Source organism: Pseudoalteromonas sp. MelDa3, assembly GCF_002863625.1.
GTDB lineage: Bacteria > Pseudomonadota > Gammaproteobacteria > Enterobacterales > Alteromonadaceae > Pseudoalteromonas > Pseudoalteromonas arctica.
In genome coordinates, this window is the sequence record NZ_PJBR01000094.1 from 1 (window position 1) to 17,122 (window position 17,122).

A 17,122-nucleotide genomic window follows, 5' to 3' on the forward strand; every position below is an offset into this window, starting at 1 on the left:
GAAGAACAGCGTATCAACAAAGCACAATCAGCAATGCCAAATGTTTTAAATGCATTTACCCCACAAGTATCAAATTTTGAACAACAATTTAAAGAATTAAACGACTTTAAAAGTGCAAAAACATTAGTACAAAGCTTCAGCTTTGAACTGTGGGAAAACGCAAAACAACGCATACTAAAAACCAATAACTACGACGACCGAGAGCTTTACTGGGCACGCCTGCTTTCAAGCAAAGTAATACGCACAACGTCACCTAAATTTTCAATTACGCAGGCTCAACTAAATACTTTACTAACAATGCTTGAGGACGGCAGCAGAGGCCGTACCGACCTTGCTTTTTCATCAGGCAGCACTAAAAAAATATTACTAACTGGCTTTGACCCATTTTTACTCGATAAAAACATAAACCAAAGTAATCCTTCAGGTGTTGCGGCGTTATTACTCGACGGCCAAGTTATTAATTACAACGGCATAAGCGCAGAAATTAACACCGTTATGGTGCCTGTGCGCTACGAAGACTTTGATCAAGGTATAATAGAATCGCTACTTGCCCCCTACTACGCACTTAATAATGTAGACATGGTAGTAACCGTAAGTATGGGCAGAACAGAATTTGATTTAGAGCACTTTCCGGGTAAACGTCGCAGTGTAACTGCCCCCGATAATGCCAATATTGTGTATGGTGGAACGCAAACAAGCCCAGTAATACCAAAGCTTAATGGCAGACCACTCCCGGGCAACGAGTTTGTAAAATTTAGCTTGCCTTTAACTTACATGCAACAAGCCAAAGGCCCTTATAAAGTTATCGACAATCACGAAGTCACCACGCTTGAAAAAACCTATAAAGCCGGTTCGTACGGCGAGCTTAAAAATAGTATTGCGGTTAATGGCGGTGGTGGTGGTTACCTGTCTAACGAAATATCGTACCGCAGTATTCGCCTGCGCGATGCGCTTAATTCAAGTATACCTACAGGGCATATTCATACCCCACGTATACAACAATTCGAACCTGAAACAGAAGCTAAAATAGTAAAACAAATAAAGGCAATGCTAGAGCAAAGCTTAGTAGCGCTATAGTTTAGAACGACTAGTTTAAGCACATAATAAAGGGCAATAACATTGCCCTTTATTTTCTCATGCACTCTCCCACGGTTAATCACATGGTAAACGCATTTTCATATTCTATTCACAGTGGTCTAGACAGAGTAATTAACTCGATGAGCAATAAACTAAAAAGCTAGGTATTTGATGTCTAGTCAAAATTTAGTGCCTTTGGTTCCACTAGAAAGTCGACTTGCTGCACAGTTGTTATGGGGCTTTGGGGATCTGCATGAAGGCTAAATCCTTTTACCATACTATAGAAATAATTACCCCCTCGCAGGGCGCTGAGCTTACGGGTAGCGGGAGGGGTGTTGTTGATGTCAATAATAGAGATTATAAGTATAATTTCAAGGCATTTGTTGTTTGGGCCGATATTGGCACTAAACGATGACTGAGAGGTAAGCCAAGAGCCTTAATTAATCATCAATGATGCTCAATTAAAACGCTTAAACTCATATGGCGTTCTTTATTCAAGCCATGGTGTATATTCACACCAATCGACGTCATTAATAGTTGTATAGGGTACAGTGCGTAGCCATATTTAAATTGAGTTTAAATAATAAGAATACTTGATTTTTGAATAAAAAGTTCAAGAAAACACAGCAGCCTGCTTGACTGGAACTTTCTAATGAGTGACCCCTTTGATTTTAATGTATAAGGCCAAAAATGTGGCCTTATACTACAAAATAAAACGTGACAACTAATACAACTCAGCACCTATGAATATATATACGTAATTACTAAATTCAGGCTTAGTTAAATGCCCGCCTTCAGAAATCGTATCTAATAATTGTGCATAACTGTTTGCATCGGTTGCATTACCAGCATAGCCATAAAGTAATAACGTTAGCTCTTCTAAAATAACTTCATCGGTAGGTTCAGGAAAAATACTACCGAAAGATAAATCAGGAATTTGACCGCTTATGCCACCTCTTATTGTCCAATCGAACCTGCTTTCTGCAGCATCATCAACTAAAAAACTATAACCCCATGTTGTTCGAGCAAACCGGTTATCTACATTGCTAAAGTCAAAGCTTGCATCATTGTTTTCAGTAATCTGAAGTAAACTAAACCCTAAATCATCAGTAATCGTGGGAAGCTCTGTCAGCTGATAATCACCATCAGTTTCTATTGCGCTTCGAGCATAACTGTGGATATCAACTTCAACACCATCTACGTTCATCGGGTCGGACATAAAATCAAACTGCACATAAGAATTGTGCTCAGTTACTGTGGGGAATATAAAAAGAGTGTCTGATATTCCTGAAAAACTATATTGAACAAACTGATAAGTATTTTCAGCTTCAATATAACCTCTAGTACTAGAATAATCAGCATTAAAATCTAATTGAACAGGAACTTCAACACCGTCATGAATAAAATCTTCATCAGTTAGCGTAATAACTGACGAGTTTACCGGTACATCAATAACTGCTGCTTTTGCATCAACTGAATACCTAGACAGCGCTGTTAAATAGAGCTTATTGTCACTAGGACAAATATTTACAGAACCTGAAACCTCATTACCTTGAGATTGGTATATCGTGTAATCAGATGCAATCGTACTTAGCGCTGTTGTATCAACATTATATTCAGTACACCCACAACCTTCGCTAAAGTTATTAAAATAAAACTTGCCTAAATTAGCTCTATTTTCAATATCAAGCTCAGTGAAAATTTGCTTATAACCACCGTCGGTCTCATCAACCACATCGCCCAGTAATGATACATGTCTTGTACCAGAAGGTAGTTCACCTGAGAAATTACCTTGGGCGTCGGTTTTAACAGAGCCTATAGCATCACCATCGTCGTTATGAAAAACAACATCAGTTTGATACGCAGAATCGGTCCCGCACTGGCGAGTTAATGCTTGTAATGAAATAGTTTGAAGCTGAGCAGTACTGCCGCCATTTGATGAGCTTGCAGAATTCCCATCTGATGAAGAGCCACCACATGCGCTGAGCGTTAAAGAAAGTGCAATAGCGAGTGGGGTAAGTATAAATTTATTCATTTTTATTAGTCCATTAAGTTTATTCCGTTTCATTATCTCAACTTAAATAGAGCAACAACAAGTTATTTAGCAACTAAATTGCAATAATTTGTAAACAAAAAAACATACAACTCACAAATAAAGCCAACAAATAGCCATACCTGCAAAGTTAAGCATTTATTAAAGCTAAAGTTACTCGCTAAAGTCTAGAATACAGAAAAATGCAAAGGGTCAGGTCTTGTTTCTTGCCAAGGCCAAAACAATTATCACGTTTAACACCTTCCCCCGTCACCACGCCATTAAAATGAGCAATTGATTAGTAATATCGCGTATGGATGCGCGATAAGACGAAGATAGACCAGAGAGGGACCAGGGGCAGCCCCTCTTTGGCTGCTGTCGCCAGCGCGACAAAACCTTGAATAAGGTTTCTAATCTTAAAAAAATGCGAAACGTATTCGCGTTATCGATGATGGTGACCTCAAACACCTATTCAAATACTTATTCAGGCTGCCGCCCGCGCGTCAGCAAGCTAAACGACTACAATAAATAACACATACTCTTGGCTTTTAAGTGAGTAAGTATATTTGTGATTTGTTGGGTTTCGTTTCACTCTTCCCAACCTACGCCCATATAATTTATGGCGAATCACCACACACAAAAAAGCCGTTGCATTGCTGCAACGACTTTTTTAATTTTGATAAATTCCCAAACTATAATGGGACTTACTACCCATTAAAGGTCAAAAAATTAGTCTCTGTTCTTAGTCGCGATAAGTCTCAACCGGTGGACAAGCACACACTAAGTTACGGTCGCCGTATACGTCATCAATACGTGTAACGGTTGGCCAGAACTTGTTTTTAGCTACTGCAGGCACTGGGAATGCAGCGTAAAAACGGTCGTACGCACGGTCCCATTCGTTACCTAACACGTCGCCTTGTGTATGCGGGGCAAACACTAGCGGGTTGTTTTCGATTGACCATTCGCCAGAGATTACTTTTTCGATTTCGCCTTTAATTGACACCATTGCTTCGATAAAGCGGTCAATCTCACCTTTTGATTCAGACTCAGTTGGCTCAATCATTAATGTGCCAGCTACTGGGAACGACATAGTTGGTGAATGGAAGCCGTAATCTTGCAAGCGCTTAGCTACGTCCATTTCAGTAATGCCTGATAGCTCTTTAAGCGGGCGTAAGTCAACAATACATTCGTGAGCAACACGGTTGTTACGACCACGGTATAAAATTGGGAAGTGCTTGCTTAGCTCATGCGTTAAGTAGTTAGCATTAACGATTGCCATTTCAGTGGCTTGTTTTAAGCCCTCTGAACCCATCATGGTAATGTAAGCCCATGAAATAGGTAAAATAGCGGCTGAGCCGTAAGGCGCTGCCGATACGGCACCGTTACCAATGTTAGTACCTGGTACGTTAATTACGCTGTGGTTTGGCATAAATGGCGCAAGGTGCGATTTAACACCAATTGGGCCAACACCTGGACCACCGCCACCGTGTGGAATACAAAACGTTTTATGCAAGTTTAAGTGCGATACGTCAGAGCCAATAAAGCCTGGGCTTGTTACGCCAACTTGCGCGTTCATGTTTGCGCCGTCCATGTAAACTTGGCCGCCGTGCTCATGAATAATGTCACAAATTTCGCGAATTGTTTCTTCGTATACGCCATGCGTAGACGGGTATGTGATCATAATGCACGATAAGTTTTCAGACACTTCCTCAGCTTTCGCTTTAAGGTCGCTCATGTCTACGTTACCGTTTTTGTCGCAGTTAACTACCACAATTTTCATGCTTGCCATTTGCGCTGATGCAGGGTTAGTACCGTGCGCAGAGCTTGGGATTAAACATACATTACGCTGTGCATCCCCTCGTGACTCGTGGTATTTACGAATCGCGATTAAGCCTGCGTATTCACCTTGTGCACCAGAGTTTGGCTGTAGTGATACTGCATCGTAACCGGTAATGTTTACTAGCCAGTCGTGTAGCTCGCCAATCATTATTTGGTAACCCTCTGCTTGATCTAGCGGGCAGAATGGGTGAAGGTTTGCAAACTCCGGCCACGTAATTGGGATCATCTCGGCGGTCGCGTTTAGTTTCATGGTACATGAGCCTAACGAGATCATTGAGTGATTAAGCGATAAGTCTTTGCTTTCTAGTCGCTTAATGTAGCGAAGCATGTCTGTTTCGCTGTGGTAGCTGTTAAAGTTTGGATGCGTTAGTACTTCGTCATCACGTACTAAACTTGCAGGAATTGACTCGCTGCCATTTGCTTCAACGTCGGCTGCAATAGCGTCAACACTTAGGCCATGGCCTTCGCCTAAAATAATATCAAATAACTCAGCGATATCGGCACGTGTTGTTGTCTCTGATACCGAAATTGAGTACTCGCCTTCGTGGTTTGTTGCAAAGTTTACGCCTTTTGCAATTGCACGTGCTGTTACGTCGTCTTTGCTGTCGCTTACTACTGTTAGCGTATCAAACCAAGTACTGTGCTTAAGTGCTACGCCTTTAGCTTTTAAGCCTGTTGCTAAAATATCAGCAAAGCGATGTATACGCTGCGCGATAGTTTTTAAGCCTTGTGGGCCGTGGTATACCGCGTAAAACGCTGCCATGTTGGCAAGTAATACTTGCGCTGTACAAATGTTTGAGTTGGCCTTGTCGCGTCGAATGTGTTGTTCGCGCGTTTGCATTGCCATACGTAGTGCGTCGTTACCTAAACGGTCTTTAGATACACCAATAATACGACCTGGTAATGAACGCTTGTATGCGTCACGTGTTGCAAAAAATGCAGCGTGTGGACCGCCGTAACCCATAGGTACGCCAAAACGTTGAGCCGAACCAAGTACTACGTCTGCGCCTAGTTTACCCGGTGCTTTTAATAGTAATAAACTCATTATGTCGGCAGCAACACAGGCAATGGCCTTTTTGCTTTGTACGCCAGCAATTAGGTCTGTTATGTCTACCACTTCGCCTGATGTAGTTGGGTATTGGAACAATGCGCCAAAAATATCAAAGTTAACGGCATCTTCTGCTTTACCTACAATTATTTCAAAACCAAACTGCTCGGCACGCGTTGTTACTACGTCGATTGTTTGTGTGTGTACGTCGTCGGCAATAAAAAAGGCATTGGCTTTTTTAGCTTTTGATACGCGTTTTGCAAGGCCCATAGCCTCTGCAGCCGCTGTTGATTCGTCAAGTAATGATGCACTTGCTAAATCAAGACCGGTTAAATCTAGGGTCATAGTTTGGAAGTTTAATAATGATTCTAAACGCCCTTGAGCAATCTCTGGCTGATACGGTGTGTACGCTGTATACCAACCTGGATTTTCTAGTACGTTACGTAAAATTACGTGCGGTACGTTAGTTGGGTGGTAGCCTTGGCCAATGTACGATTTGAAAACTTTATTTTTGCTGGCTACTGATTTTAGGTAGCTTAGTGTTTCAACTTCAGTACGGCTTTCGCCAACTGTTAGCGGTTGTTCTAGACGAATGCTAGCCGGTACAGTTTGGTCGATCAGCTCTTGCACACTCGATACTTCTAAAGCACTTAGCATATCGCTTACTTGTGCTGGGCTTGGCCCAATATGGCGGCGAATAAAATCTTGCTTTTGCTCTAGTTCTTCAAGAGATTTGGCGTTTGACATGAATCCAGATTCCTATGATCCTAAATGCTAATGGGTAACTAGCATTAATTAAAATATTTGACGATTTAACAGTTCATTTAGTATGGGGTGGTGAGCTGTAAAATCATAAAAGCCCCATTTTTATACATTAAACGGGGCTTTTAGTTATCTTCAAAAAATGATTATTCTTCGTCGATAGTGTGCGAGTAACCTTCAGCGTCTAATAAGTTGTCTAGCTCAGACTCGTCAGATGCTTTAATACGGAATAACCAACCGTCGCCGTAAGCGTCGTTGTTTACTGTTTCAGGTGAATCTTCAAGTTCTTCGTTAATAGCAACAATTTCGCCACTGATAGGTGCGTAAATGTCTGATGCTGCTTTAACTGACTCTGCTACTGCACAGTCTTCGCCAGCGTCTACTTCGTCGCCAACTTCTGGTAATTCAACAAATACCATGTCGCCAAGAAGTTCTTGTGCATGCTCAGAAATACCAACAGTAAATGTACCGTCGCCTTCACTGCGAACCCACTCGTGTGAAGGTGCGTATTTTAACTCGCTAGGAATGTTGCTCATTTTATTTGTCCTTTGGTTTATATTGGGAGGATACCAATCACAATAATTATTGTGATTGGTATAACCAAATTATTTAAATTATTGATTTACCGTTACGTACAAAGCTAGGCTTTACTACTTTAACGTTTACTAATTTTTTACGCATTTCTACTTGAGCTGTATCGCCTGTTGAACGTGGTACACGTGCAAGGGCTACACTAAAACCAAGTGTTGGTGAAAAAGTACCAGAAGTAATAATACCTATCCCACCGTCAACAATTACTTTAGAACCGCTACGCAAAACGCCTTTTTCTTCAAACACTAAGCCAACTAGTTTGTCAGTGCTTTTTTCTGCACGTTGCTTAACAAGTACGTCACGACCAATAAAGTCACGATCTTCTGGTTCCCATGCAATGGTCCATGCCATGTTAGCTGCAAGTGGTGATACGCTTTCGTCCATATCTAGGCCGTAAAGGTTCATACCTGCTTCTAAACGTAGCGTGTCGCGTGCACCTAAACCAGCAGGCTTAACACCTGCGTCTAGCAGTTGTTGCCATAAATCGGCTGCTTGGTCGTTCGGTACTACTATTTCGTAACCGTCTTCGCCAGTATAACCCGTTGTGGCAATAAATAAATCACCTACTTGAACACCAAAAAACGGCTTCATACCTTCAACAGCTGCTTGTTGCTCAGCATTTAAAAGAGTGGCTGTTTTTGCTTTAGCGTTAGGGCCTTGTACTGCAATCATTGCAAACTCTGGGCGCTCTGTAACCGTTACGTCAAAGTCGCTCGATACGTTAGCTAAATGCGCTAGGTCTTTTTCGCGCGTTGCTGAGTTAACAACTAGGCGGTAAAAGGTTTCGCTAAAGAAATAAATAATTAAGTCGTCTATTACACCGCCTTGCTCGTTAAGCATGCCTGTGTAAAGCGCTTTACCTGGTACGGTTAATTTTGCAACGTCGTTAGCTACTAGCTTACGTAAAAATGCTTGTGCTTGAGGCCCTTCAATGTCAACAATAGTCATGTGTGATACGTCAAACATACCTGCGTCGGTACGTACGCTATTGTGTTCTTCTATTTGTGAGCCGTAGTTGATTGGCATTTCCCAGCCATGAAAATCAACCATTTTAGCGCCCGCTTCTAGGTGCTTAGCATGTAGTACAGTTTTAGAAGTCATAACATTCCTTCACGTTTAAATTAACCCTGTTTAGGGCGTGGCTTAAATAGACTTTAATTGCTTAATTGCAATTAAAAACAGGTAAACATTGTTATGTTCACCTGTTGTTTGTATTCGTTATGCGGCTTCACTATGCATAAGTGCAAAACCTTGCGCTTGCATGTAGCTTTGCCATTTTTGTAATTCTTGTTGTTTAGCGACTAATACAAAGTGTTGTTCGTCGTTTTTATCAATGGCGGTAATAAATACATCACCACTTTGCGCACCGTAGCATAGTTGCGCGTCAGAAAGGCGCAAACCGGGTGTTAATTTAAAAGCATTTACTAGAGTATCAAACGCGTTGTCGCCACTTAAAATAAAGCTTGCTAGGTCGGTGCGTACTACATAATCAATATCAAAACGTAGTTGTTGCTCGTTTATAAGTGCTTGTAGTTGAAGGCTTGCGTTGTGTGGCAGTACAAATCTAAAGGCGGTTTCGCTAAAGTAATAAACAGCAAAGCTGTAGTCAGAATTATAGTCGCCATCAAGCGTGCCTTTTAAGCCTAAACCGCTGGCGGTAAGCTTAGTTAAATCAAGGCCTAAAATAGTGCTTAAAAATACACTGGTTTCGGTGCCGCTAAAATCCATTACAACGTGATTGTTGTTAGTTTGCAAAGCGTTAGTAACCGCACTACTTGCGTTGCTGTGGCGGGCAAACATTATTGGGTTAAAAGTCATAACAAACACCTGTGTATTTTCGATTACAAAAGTATATTGCCCACGCCTACCAACAACAAATTGTAATTTTTTATCAATTGATAAATAATACTTATATATATAGCTATATAAATTGTAATTTTAAATATGAAAAACATATCAACAGACGGTTTACGTACTTTTGTAATGGTAGTTGAAATAGGCGGCTTTGCTAAAGCAGGCGATTTACTTGGCCTGTCGCAACCTGCTGTCAGTTTGCAAATAAAGCGCTTAGAAGACGTACTTGGCTATAAACTATTTAAAAAACAAGGACAGCGCCAAGTATTAAACCAGTACGGCGAGCTATTATTGCCTATGGCAAAACAAATGATGCAACACAACGATGCTATTTTGCAGCAGTTCACATCAGAAAACATCGCAGGTAAAGTGCGCTTGGGTATTCCGAGCGAGTTTGCTGCGCGTATTTTACCTTCTATTATTGGCGACTTTGTGGCGCTCTACCCTGAGGTGTCGTTAGAAGTTAAGTCGCGTTTAAGTAAACATTTACTTTCGGCCTCAAGGCAAGATCAGTTCGATTTAGTACTTGCGCTAAATGAGCGACTTAACTCCGATAAGTTTCCTATTTTTATGCAAGACGAGCTGGTGTGGGTGGGCGACCTGTCACTTGCGCAAAACGACGTGGTTACGCTAGTTACCGCACCAGAGGGGTGTATTTATCGTCGCCGTGCAATTGATGCATTAAAAAGTGCGGGCATAAAATACCGAATTGTATATAGCAACGCCGATTTAACCGGCCTTATTGCTGCATTAAAAGAAGGCTTAGGTATTACCGTACTTGCTAAAAGCACAGTACCGAGTGAGCTTAACTATCAAGTTCAAACCAAACATTTACCCACTCTTGGTAATATTGGTATTAGTTTAATTAAAAGTTCGGGTGAATCTGACCATGCAGTAGACAAACTCGCGGAGTTTATAGCGCTACGCTTAGGCTATAGCTAATCCAAACTTTATAACTAGCTAGCTAATTATAGATAATACAAAAGAAACAATTTAGTTAACAAAGTTGCATAAGTAGGTGCTTTTAGTTCTATTAAACTGAATAATTAAATACTTAATAACATTGATTCGTATTCGTTAACGTGTTCAAATTACGCCAATTAAGATAATTGACATGATTAGGAACACAATGAACCCTAAGTTTTTAGTATCTACCCTGGCAACTGCGGTTGCTTTGTCTTTTAGTGCTACTGCAATAGCAAAAGACACCAGCAATAAAGAACAACGCTTTGAACAAATTACCGTTATTGGCTCAGAACAAGCAATTAACGATATTCCTGGTTCGGCTACGTTTATTTCTGATGAAGAACTTCAAAAATTCAAATTTACTGATATTTCTCGCGTTTTAGCGTCTGTTCCGGGCGTTTACGTGCAAGAAGAAGACGGCTACGGCCTTCGTCCTAATATTGGTATGCGCGGCACAGGTACTGGTCGTAACGATAAAATATCAGTAATGGAAGACGGTGTATTAGTTGCACCAGCACCATACTCAGCACCATCTGCTTACTACTTCCCTACTACGGGTCGTATGGAGTCTATTGAAGTATTAAAAGGCGCGGCATCAGTTAAGTACGGCCCACGTACTACGGGCGGTGTTTTAAACTTACTTTCGCGCAGCTTACCTACTGAGCCAAATAGCTCAAAAGGTATGGTAGATGCAGCCCTTGGTGGTGATGGTTACTACAAAGGTCACGCTTACTTCGGTAAAGAAAAAAACAACACAGCAGGCTTAATTGAAGTATTTACTTACGGCGCAGACGGCTTTAAAGAGCTACCAGTAGGCAATGACAACACCGGCTTTGAAAAAACAGATTTACTATTAAAGTTTGGCCATACGTTTGGTCAAAACGATGCGCATAATCTTGAGCTAAAAATTAAGTACTCTGACGAAACATCAGACGAAACATACATGGGCTTAACTGACGAAGACTATCAAGAAAGTCCTTATCGCCGTTATGCTGCATCGCAAAACGATGAAATGAATACGCGCCACAACGCATACCAACTTAACTATGCGTACCGTTTTGGTGATGGCTATGAATTTTTAGCAACGGCTTACTTAAACGATTTTCATCGTAACTGGTATAAAGCCAGCAGCGTAGGTTTAAGTACTCTTGAGCAGTACAGCGATTTTGAAGCAAACCCAACAAGCGAAGGCATTGAAGGTATTGGCGTTAAAGCTAATAATCGCGACTACCAAGCTAAAGGTATTCAGTCTGAATTACATATTCCTGCAGGCGATCACTATGTGACTGTGGGTGTGCGTTACCACGAAGACGAAATGGATCGTTTTCAATGGCAAGATACTTACACACTTAATCAAGACCTAAGCCTAACGCTTACAGAGCGAGGGCTTCCGGGCTCTGACAGCAACCGCGTAGATAGCGCAGAAGCAAGCACCTTGTTTATTCAAGACGAGTGGACAATTGATGCATTAGTAGTAAGTGCAGGTCTGCGTTATGAAGACATTACTATTACGCGTGAAGAGTGGTCTAAATCAGATCCAACGCGCAGCAACGGTTTAACTAAAAATGTGTCGAATGACACTGAAATTTTAGTTCCGTCGTTAGGTGCTACTTACACGCTTAACGAAAACGTAACGCTACTTGCGGGTATTCAAAAAGGGTATGCACCAGCAGCACCTGGTAATGCTGACCAAGAAGAAGAAGAAAGTGTAAACATTGAGTTTGGCTCTCGCTTCAATATGGATGGCTTTAGCGGTGAAGTCATTGCATTTTACTCAGACTACGACAACATGCACGGTAACTGTACTGCAGCGGTTGGTTGTAGCGACGACAACATTGGCGACCAATACAACTACGGTGAAGTAGAAGTAGCGGGCTTTGAATTTAGTGCAGCACGTACGTTTGCAACTGATACAGCTATGTTCCCAGTTAAATTAACGTATACATACACAGACTCTGAGTTTAAAAACGATTTTGATTCAGAAATTTGGGGCGCGGTAGAAAAAGGCGATGCAATGCCTTACGTACCAAAAAACCAAGTCGCGTTATCGTTAGGTGCTGAGTTTTCTGCATTTGTAGTTAACAGCCAAATTCGTTACGTATCTGATGCGCACGCTAACTTAACGCAGTCAGGCTTAAACGCAATTGATAGCCGCGTAGTATGGGATTTGGCCGCTAAATACTTAATCGATGAAAATCAAAAAGTATACCTAAGCGTTGATAACTTGTTTGATAAAACATACGTTGCTAACCGTTCAAACGGTGGCATTCAGCCAGGTAAGCCACGTACTGTACAGATGGGCTACACTTATAGCTTTTAAGCTTAAAGCTGGTTAAACGGTTCACTAACAGCGTTAATAATTTTTTATGTAAGAACACTACACATCTAAATTATTGCCCTGTTATTAAACCGTTTACCAAAGCTTACAAAGTTAAAGCGTAAATTACAGACACAAAAAAGCCGAGATTGAATTTCAATCTCGGCTTTTTTAATACATAAAACTTACATTTTATGTATTAGTTATTTGCGTTACGCTGGCGTAATACTTCAAACAAACAAATACCCGTTGCCACCGATACGTTTAAACTTGAAACTGTACCCGCCATTGGGATTTTAACGAGCATATCGCAATGCTCACGCGTTAAGCGTCGCATGCCCTCGCCTTCTGCGCCCATAACAATAGCCATTGGGCCTGTTAAGCTTGCATCAAATACGTGGTTATCAGTTTCGCCAGCAGTGCCTACAACCCATACGCCTGCATCTTTAATTTCGCGAAGCGTACGTGCAAGGTTAGTAACTTGAATAAGCGGTACTGTTTCGGCTGCGCCACAAGCTACTTTACGAGCTGTGCCGTTAAGCTTGGCAGAGCGATCTTTCGGTACAATTATAGCGTGAACACCTGCCGCGTCTGCACTACGTAGGCATGCGCCTAAGTTATGCGGATCGGTAATACCATCAAGTACAAGTAAAAATGGCGTGTCTTCACGAGCGATTATCGCATCAAGATCTTTTTCATTAAATGTAGGAGCAGCTTTTACGTTGGCAATAATACCTTGATGCTGCTCACCTTTTGATTTGCTATCAAGGGCTTTACGCTGCATAAACTGTACTGAAATGCCAAATTTACGTGCTTCATCAATAATCGGAGTTGAGCGTTTGTCGTCACGACCTTTAAGGGCGTAAATTTCTACAAAGCGCTCTGGCTCGCTTTCTAAAATTGCTTCAACAGAGTGAAAGCCAAAAATTAATTCATTACTCACGTATTATCTGCTCCTGGACTAGTACTTTTGCGGGCATTTTTGCCAGCTCTTTTAGGCTTTCTAACTGCCTTCTTCTTCGGTTTTTTCTTTACGGCAGTGTCTGCTGCTTTTTTATCTGCGGGTTTTGTTGCAGACTTATTTGCAGGCTTGCCTTTATCTTTATTTGCTGGCTTTTTTTTGCCCTTTGGTTTGTCATCGCTGTGCGACTTTTTACCCGGTACTTTGCCTGCTTTTAATTGCGAGCGAACACTTGCTGGCGCATGCTCAGATTTACCTGAACCTTTTTTTGGCGCACGACGACGTGAGTATCTGTCTTGTGCAACATCGCCTTTAAGCGTTAAGTTGATACGGCGATCGTCTAAACTAACCGATGCAACGTTTACTGTTACTTTATCGCCAAGGCGATAAACTTTGTGAGAGTGCTCACCTATTAGGGTGTGTTTTGCTGCATCATGCGCAAAAAACTCGTCGCCTAAATTAGTAACGTGAACAAGCCCATCAATTTGTAAATCGTCTAAACGAATAAACAAACCAAAGTTAGTGACCGATGAAATAACACCGTTAAATTCAGTGCCTACATGATCTTGCATAAACTCACATTTAAGCCAATCGGCTACTTCGCGAGTTGCATCGTCAGCGCGGCGCTCTGTGGTAGAACACTGCTCACCTAATTGATCAACTTCGTCGTCGGTATAAGCGTATTCGCCAGACGTTTGCTGACCCTGTGCTTTTATGACTGCTTTAATAGCACGATGTACTACTAAATCTGGGTAACGACGTATTGGCGATGTAAAGTGCGCATAAGCCGATAACGCTAAACCAAAGTGACCAATGTTATCTGGCTGATATACAGCTTGTTTCATTGAACGCAGTAGCATAGTTTGAATTAGTTCGGCTTCTGGGCGGTCACCTAGTCGCGCTAATACTTGGGTTATTTCTTTTGGCGTTGGCTCGTCGCTTAATGTGCTTTCAATACCTAACTCGCCTAAAAACTTAGTAAAGTTACCTAGTTTTTCACCATCTGGTTCGTCATGCACACGATAAAGCGCGCTTGCTTCGTGCTTTTCAAGAATTTTAGCCGCCGATACATTGGCTAAAATCATACATTCTTCAATTAGTTTGTGCGCGTCGTTACGAATAACAGGCACTATTGATTCTATTTTACGCTGAGCGTTAAATACAAAACGTGTTTCTAGGGTTTCAAACTCGATAGCACCACGGTCTTGGCGTGCTGCTTTAAGTGCCATATACATTTGCTGTAAGTCAGTTAAATGTGGCACTACGGCTGAGTATTCTTCGCGTAGTTTTTCGTCGTTTTGTAAAATGGCATTTACTTTGGTGTAAGTTAAACGTGCATGCGAGTTCATTATCGCTTCGTAAAACTTATAGCCCGAAAGTTTGCCCGCGCTCGATACGGTCATTTCGGCAACCATACATAAACGATCTACTTTTGGATTAAGCGAACATAGTCCATTAGAAAGCACTTTTGGTAGCATAGGAATTACTTGCTCAGGGAAATACACTGAGTTACCACGCAAAATGGCTTCTTTGTTAAGCGGCGTGTTCATTCCTACATAATGCGATACGTCGGCAATGGCAACCCATAAGCGCCAGCCACCTGATTTTTTAGGTTCACAATATACGGCATCATCAAAGTCGCGCGCGTCTTCACCATCAATAGTTACAAGTGGTATGTCACGTAAATCTACGCGACCTTGTTTGTCAGCTTCGTCAACAAATTCACCTAGGTGGGCAACTTGTGCTTCAACTTCTTCTGGCCATACATGTGGAATATCGTGATTGCGCAGTGCGACTTCAATTTCCATACCTGGGGCTAAATGCTCACCAAGTACGTCTATAATTTTACCTACCGCGTTCATATTACGGCTTGGATTTTGTGTAATTTTAACCTGCACCATTTGGTTATGGCGGGCACCGTTTTCGTTGCCTGGTAAAATCATTATATCTTGCGTGATGCGCGGATCTTCAGCGACTACAACAGCAACACCATGCTCTACAAAGTAGCGGCCAACAATTGGCGCGCGCTCGTTAGTAAGCACTTTTATAATACGTGCATCGCATTTTGAGCCAGAGCCACGTTTAGTGCCTTTAGCTAGTACAATGTCGCCGTGTAACACCATGTTCATTTGGTGTTTAGCAATAAACCAATCTTTACTCTCGCCTTCAACTTCTAAAAAGCCAAAACCGTCTCTGTGGCCTATTACTTTGCCTTTGGTTAAACCGGCTTCGTCAATTAGGGCATAGCATTTAAATTTATTAAAATACAGCTGTCCGTCACGCTCCATAGCGCGAAGGCGGCGTTTAAATGCTATTTGGCGTTCGTCATCGTTTACTGCTAATTCTTCACATAATTGTGCGTAGTTAGCAGGCTTTGAACGCTCTTGAAGGTGAGTAAGTATAAACTCACGACTAGGGACTGGGTTTTCGTACTTTTCTTGTTCTCGACTGAGATTTGGATCTTGGTTTGACATTCACTATCTTGTTAGTTGGTTATGTAGGTATTTTAACCCATATAGTTATAATGAGACAGGTAAAAGCTATTAAACTTTTAAGAAAGCGCTTTTACCTTAGCTGTATAGCCTAAAAATCTAGCGCAATGGGGCTTAATGGCCCCTTAACTGCAAAGTGTTTAGTCATCTCGTTGTAATGCTAAAACCCTTTCGCGCTATTATAACCTGAGCTCTGGATAATAAATCTATCTCAAGCAGCTATTTTCAGCGCTAACAGCGTTGAATATACTTGCAATAGGCCAGCTATTGACGCGTAAATTCGCCTTGTTTTCACTAAAAATCTCTGGCTAGAGAAAATAAATTTAAATATCACCATGATTCAATACGTTAGTAAATCTCTTAACCAGAGTTCAGGTTATTTATTTTTTTGTAGGTTTTTCCAGAGCAGTTTGCTTATATTATCAATAAAGCTTGGGTCTTCTTCTTTCATTGTAAGCAAAATTTGCTTATTCATTTGTGTTTTATTTTGAGCGTAAATCCAGCGGTTTTTATTAAACTGCTGGGCAAACTCAAGTACACCTGCTTGTAGTTCGTCGTTATTAATAAATGTAGCTTCAACCACTTTATTGTCTAGCAACTGATCAGCACCAACACGCTCTCCTGACATAGCTAAACGATTAAAGAATGTTTGCGAAATTGCTTTATTAATTATAGGAAACATCGACGGTACAAACGGCACCATTACATCCACTTCAGGAAAACAAAAGAAGCCTCTGTCTGACTTCATAAATCTAAAATCGCACGTACATGCAAGCACAGAACCATTACCATAGGTATGTCCGTTTAACGCCGCAATAATAGGCATAGGAAAAGTAACTATGCGCTTAAACAAGTCACTTATTTGAATCATAAAATCAGAAATTGCTGCTGGTAAAATACTTGGATTAGACATCCATTGAAGGTCGATACCTAGTGACCAGTTTTTATCGCTCGAAGACGTTAAAATAACTGACTTAATATTTTGATCTGCTTCGATGTGGTCAAGGTGTAAATTAAACTCAGCCAAAAACGCTGGATTGTGACGGTTTTCAGCGGTATTCATGGTGAGTATAGCGGTGTTATTTTTAGTTGTTAGTTCTATTAGATTTGCCATTAAACCCTCTTTTAGCGCTTTTTAAGCTAACTTTAAGCGCTGTTCGTTACTTTTATAAGTAATACCAAC

The 17,122-nt window shown here is 41.3% G+C and carries 11 protein-coding genes; 3 read left to right on the forward strand and 8 right to left on the reverse strand.

The genetic code is table 11. The annotated features are described in order from the left end of the window. The coding region (locus CXF89_RS15505; protein ID WP_121955110.1) for a hypothetical protein at window positions 1-1,077 on the forward strand (1,077 nt) is incomplete at its 5' end. A 724-nt stretch (window positions 1,078-1,801) separates the two neighbouring features. Here CXF89_RS15505 and CXF89_RS15510 read toward each other — a convergent pair. From CXF89_RS15510 to CXF89_RS15530, 5 genes are all read right to left on the reverse strand, one after another. Beyond that, complete coding sequence (locus CXF89_RS15510) at window positions 1,802-3,112, reverse strand: hypothetical protein (protein ID WP_121955111.1); 1,311 nt, start codon at window positions 3,110-3,112, stop codon at window positions 1,802-1,804. Between the two features lie 739 nt (window positions 3,113-3,851). Continuing rightward, window positions 3,852-6,743 carry an aminomethyl-transferring glycine dehydrogenase gene (gene gcvP / locus CXF89_RS15515; protein ID WP_121955112.1) on the reverse strand — a complete coding sequence of 964 codons (2,892 nt, stop codon included), beginning with the start codon at window positions 6,741-6,743 and terminating at the stop codon, window positions 3,852-3,854. A gap of 161 nt (window positions 6,744-6,904) precedes the next feature. Then, window positions 6,905-7,294: a glycine cleavage system protein GcvH gene (gene gcvH / locus CXF89_RS15520; RefSeq protein WP_024590231.1), complete on the reverse strand. Its 390-nt coding sequence runs from the start codon at window positions 7,292-7,294 to the stop codon at window positions 6,905-6,907. Between the two features lie 73 nt (window positions 7,295-7,367). Continuing rightward, a complete protein-coding gene (gcvT, locus tag CXF89_RS15525) occupies window positions 7,368-8,450 on the reverse strand; it encodes a glycine cleavage system aminomethyltransferase GcvT (RefSeq protein WP_121955113.1) in 1,083 nt (360 codons plus the stop codon). A gap of 117 nt (window positions 8,451-8,567) precedes the next feature. After that, the gene (locus CXF89_RS15530) at window positions 8,568-9,167 is read right to left on the reverse strand and encodes a hypothetical protein (protein ID WP_002958026.1); all 600 of its coding nucleotides are present in this window, start codon (window positions 9,165-9,167) and stop codon (window positions 8,568-8,570) included. Between the two features lie 126 nt (window positions 9,168-9,293). Between CXF89_RS15530 and CXF89_RS15535 the strand changes: the two genes are divergently transcribed. Next, window positions 9,294-10,145: a LysR family transcriptional regulator gene (locus tag CXF89_RS15535; RefSeq protein ID WP_007579940.1), complete on the forward strand. Its 852-nt coding sequence runs from the start codon at window positions 9,294-9,296 to the stop codon at window positions 10,143-10,145. 187 nt (window positions 10,146-10,332) lie between these two features. Beyond that, a complete protein-coding gene (locus tag CXF89_RS15540; protein WP_121955114.1) occupies window positions 10,333-12,489 on the forward strand; it encodes a TonB-dependent receptor family protein in 2,157 nt (718 codons plus the stop codon). A gap of 196 nt (window positions 12,490-12,685) precedes the next feature. Here the strand turns inward: CXF89_RS15540 and rlmB are convergent, their stop codons facing one another. From rlmB to CXF89_RS15555, 3 genes are all read right to left on the reverse strand, one after another. Then, entirely contained in the window at window positions 12,686-13,429 is a 744-nt protein-coding gene (gene rlmB / locus CXF89_RS15545; protein ID WP_007378377.1) for a 23S rRNA (guanosine(2251)-2'-O)-methyltransferase RlmB, read from the reverse strand. Further along, window positions 13,426-15,921: a ribonuclease R gene (rnr, locus tag CXF89_RS15550; protein WP_121955115.1), complete on the reverse strand. Its 2,496-nt coding sequence runs from the start codon at window positions 15,919-15,921 to the stop codon at window positions 13,426-13,428. Before rnr ends, rlmB begins: the two co-directional genes overlap by 4 nt. A gap of 394 nt (window positions 15,922-16,315) precedes the next feature. Further along, window positions 16,316-17,053, reverse strand: coding sequence for an enoyl-CoA hydratase/isomerase family protein (locus CXF89_RS15555; RefSeq protein WP_121955116.1), 738 nt, complete (start codon window positions 17,051-17,053; stop codon window positions 16,316-16,318). Window positions 17,054-17,122 lie beyond the last annotated feature (69 nt).

Coding starts and splice junctions, on each gene's coding strand:
- CXF89_RS15510 (WP_121955111.1), bottom strand. CDS start 3,112: ATGAATAAATTTATACTTACCCCACTCGCTATTGCACTTTCTTTAACG.
- rnr (WP_121955115.1), bottom strand. CDS start 15,921: ATGTCAAACCAAGATCCAAATCTCAGTCGAGAACAAGAAAAGTACGAA.
- gcvP (WP_121955112.1), bottom strand. CDS start 6,743: ATGTCAAACGCCAAATCTCTTGAAGAACTAGAGCAAAAGCAAGATTTT.
- CXF89_RS15530 (WP_002958026.1), bottom strand. CDS start 9,167: ATGACTTTTAACCCAATAATGTTTGCCCGCCACAGCAACGCAAGTAGT.
- CXF89_RS15555 (WP_121955116.1), bottom strand. CDS start 17,053: ATGGCAAATCTAATAGAACTAACAACTAAAAATAACACCGCTATACTC.
- CXF89_RS15540 (WP_121955114.1), top strand. CDS start 10,333: ATGAACCCTAAGTTTTTAGTATCTACCCTGGCAACTGCGGTTGCTTTG.
- CXF89_RS15535 (WP_007579940.1), top strand. CDS start 9,294: ATGAAAAACATATCAACAGACGGTTTACGTACTTTTGTAATGGTAGTT.
- gcvH (WP_024590231.1), bottom strand. CDS start 7,294: ATGAGCAACATTCCTAGCGAGTTAAAATACGCACCTTCACACGAGTGG.
- gcvT (WP_121955113.1), bottom strand. CDS start 8,450: ATGACTTCTAAAACTGTACTACATGCTAAGCACCTAGAAGCGGGCGCT.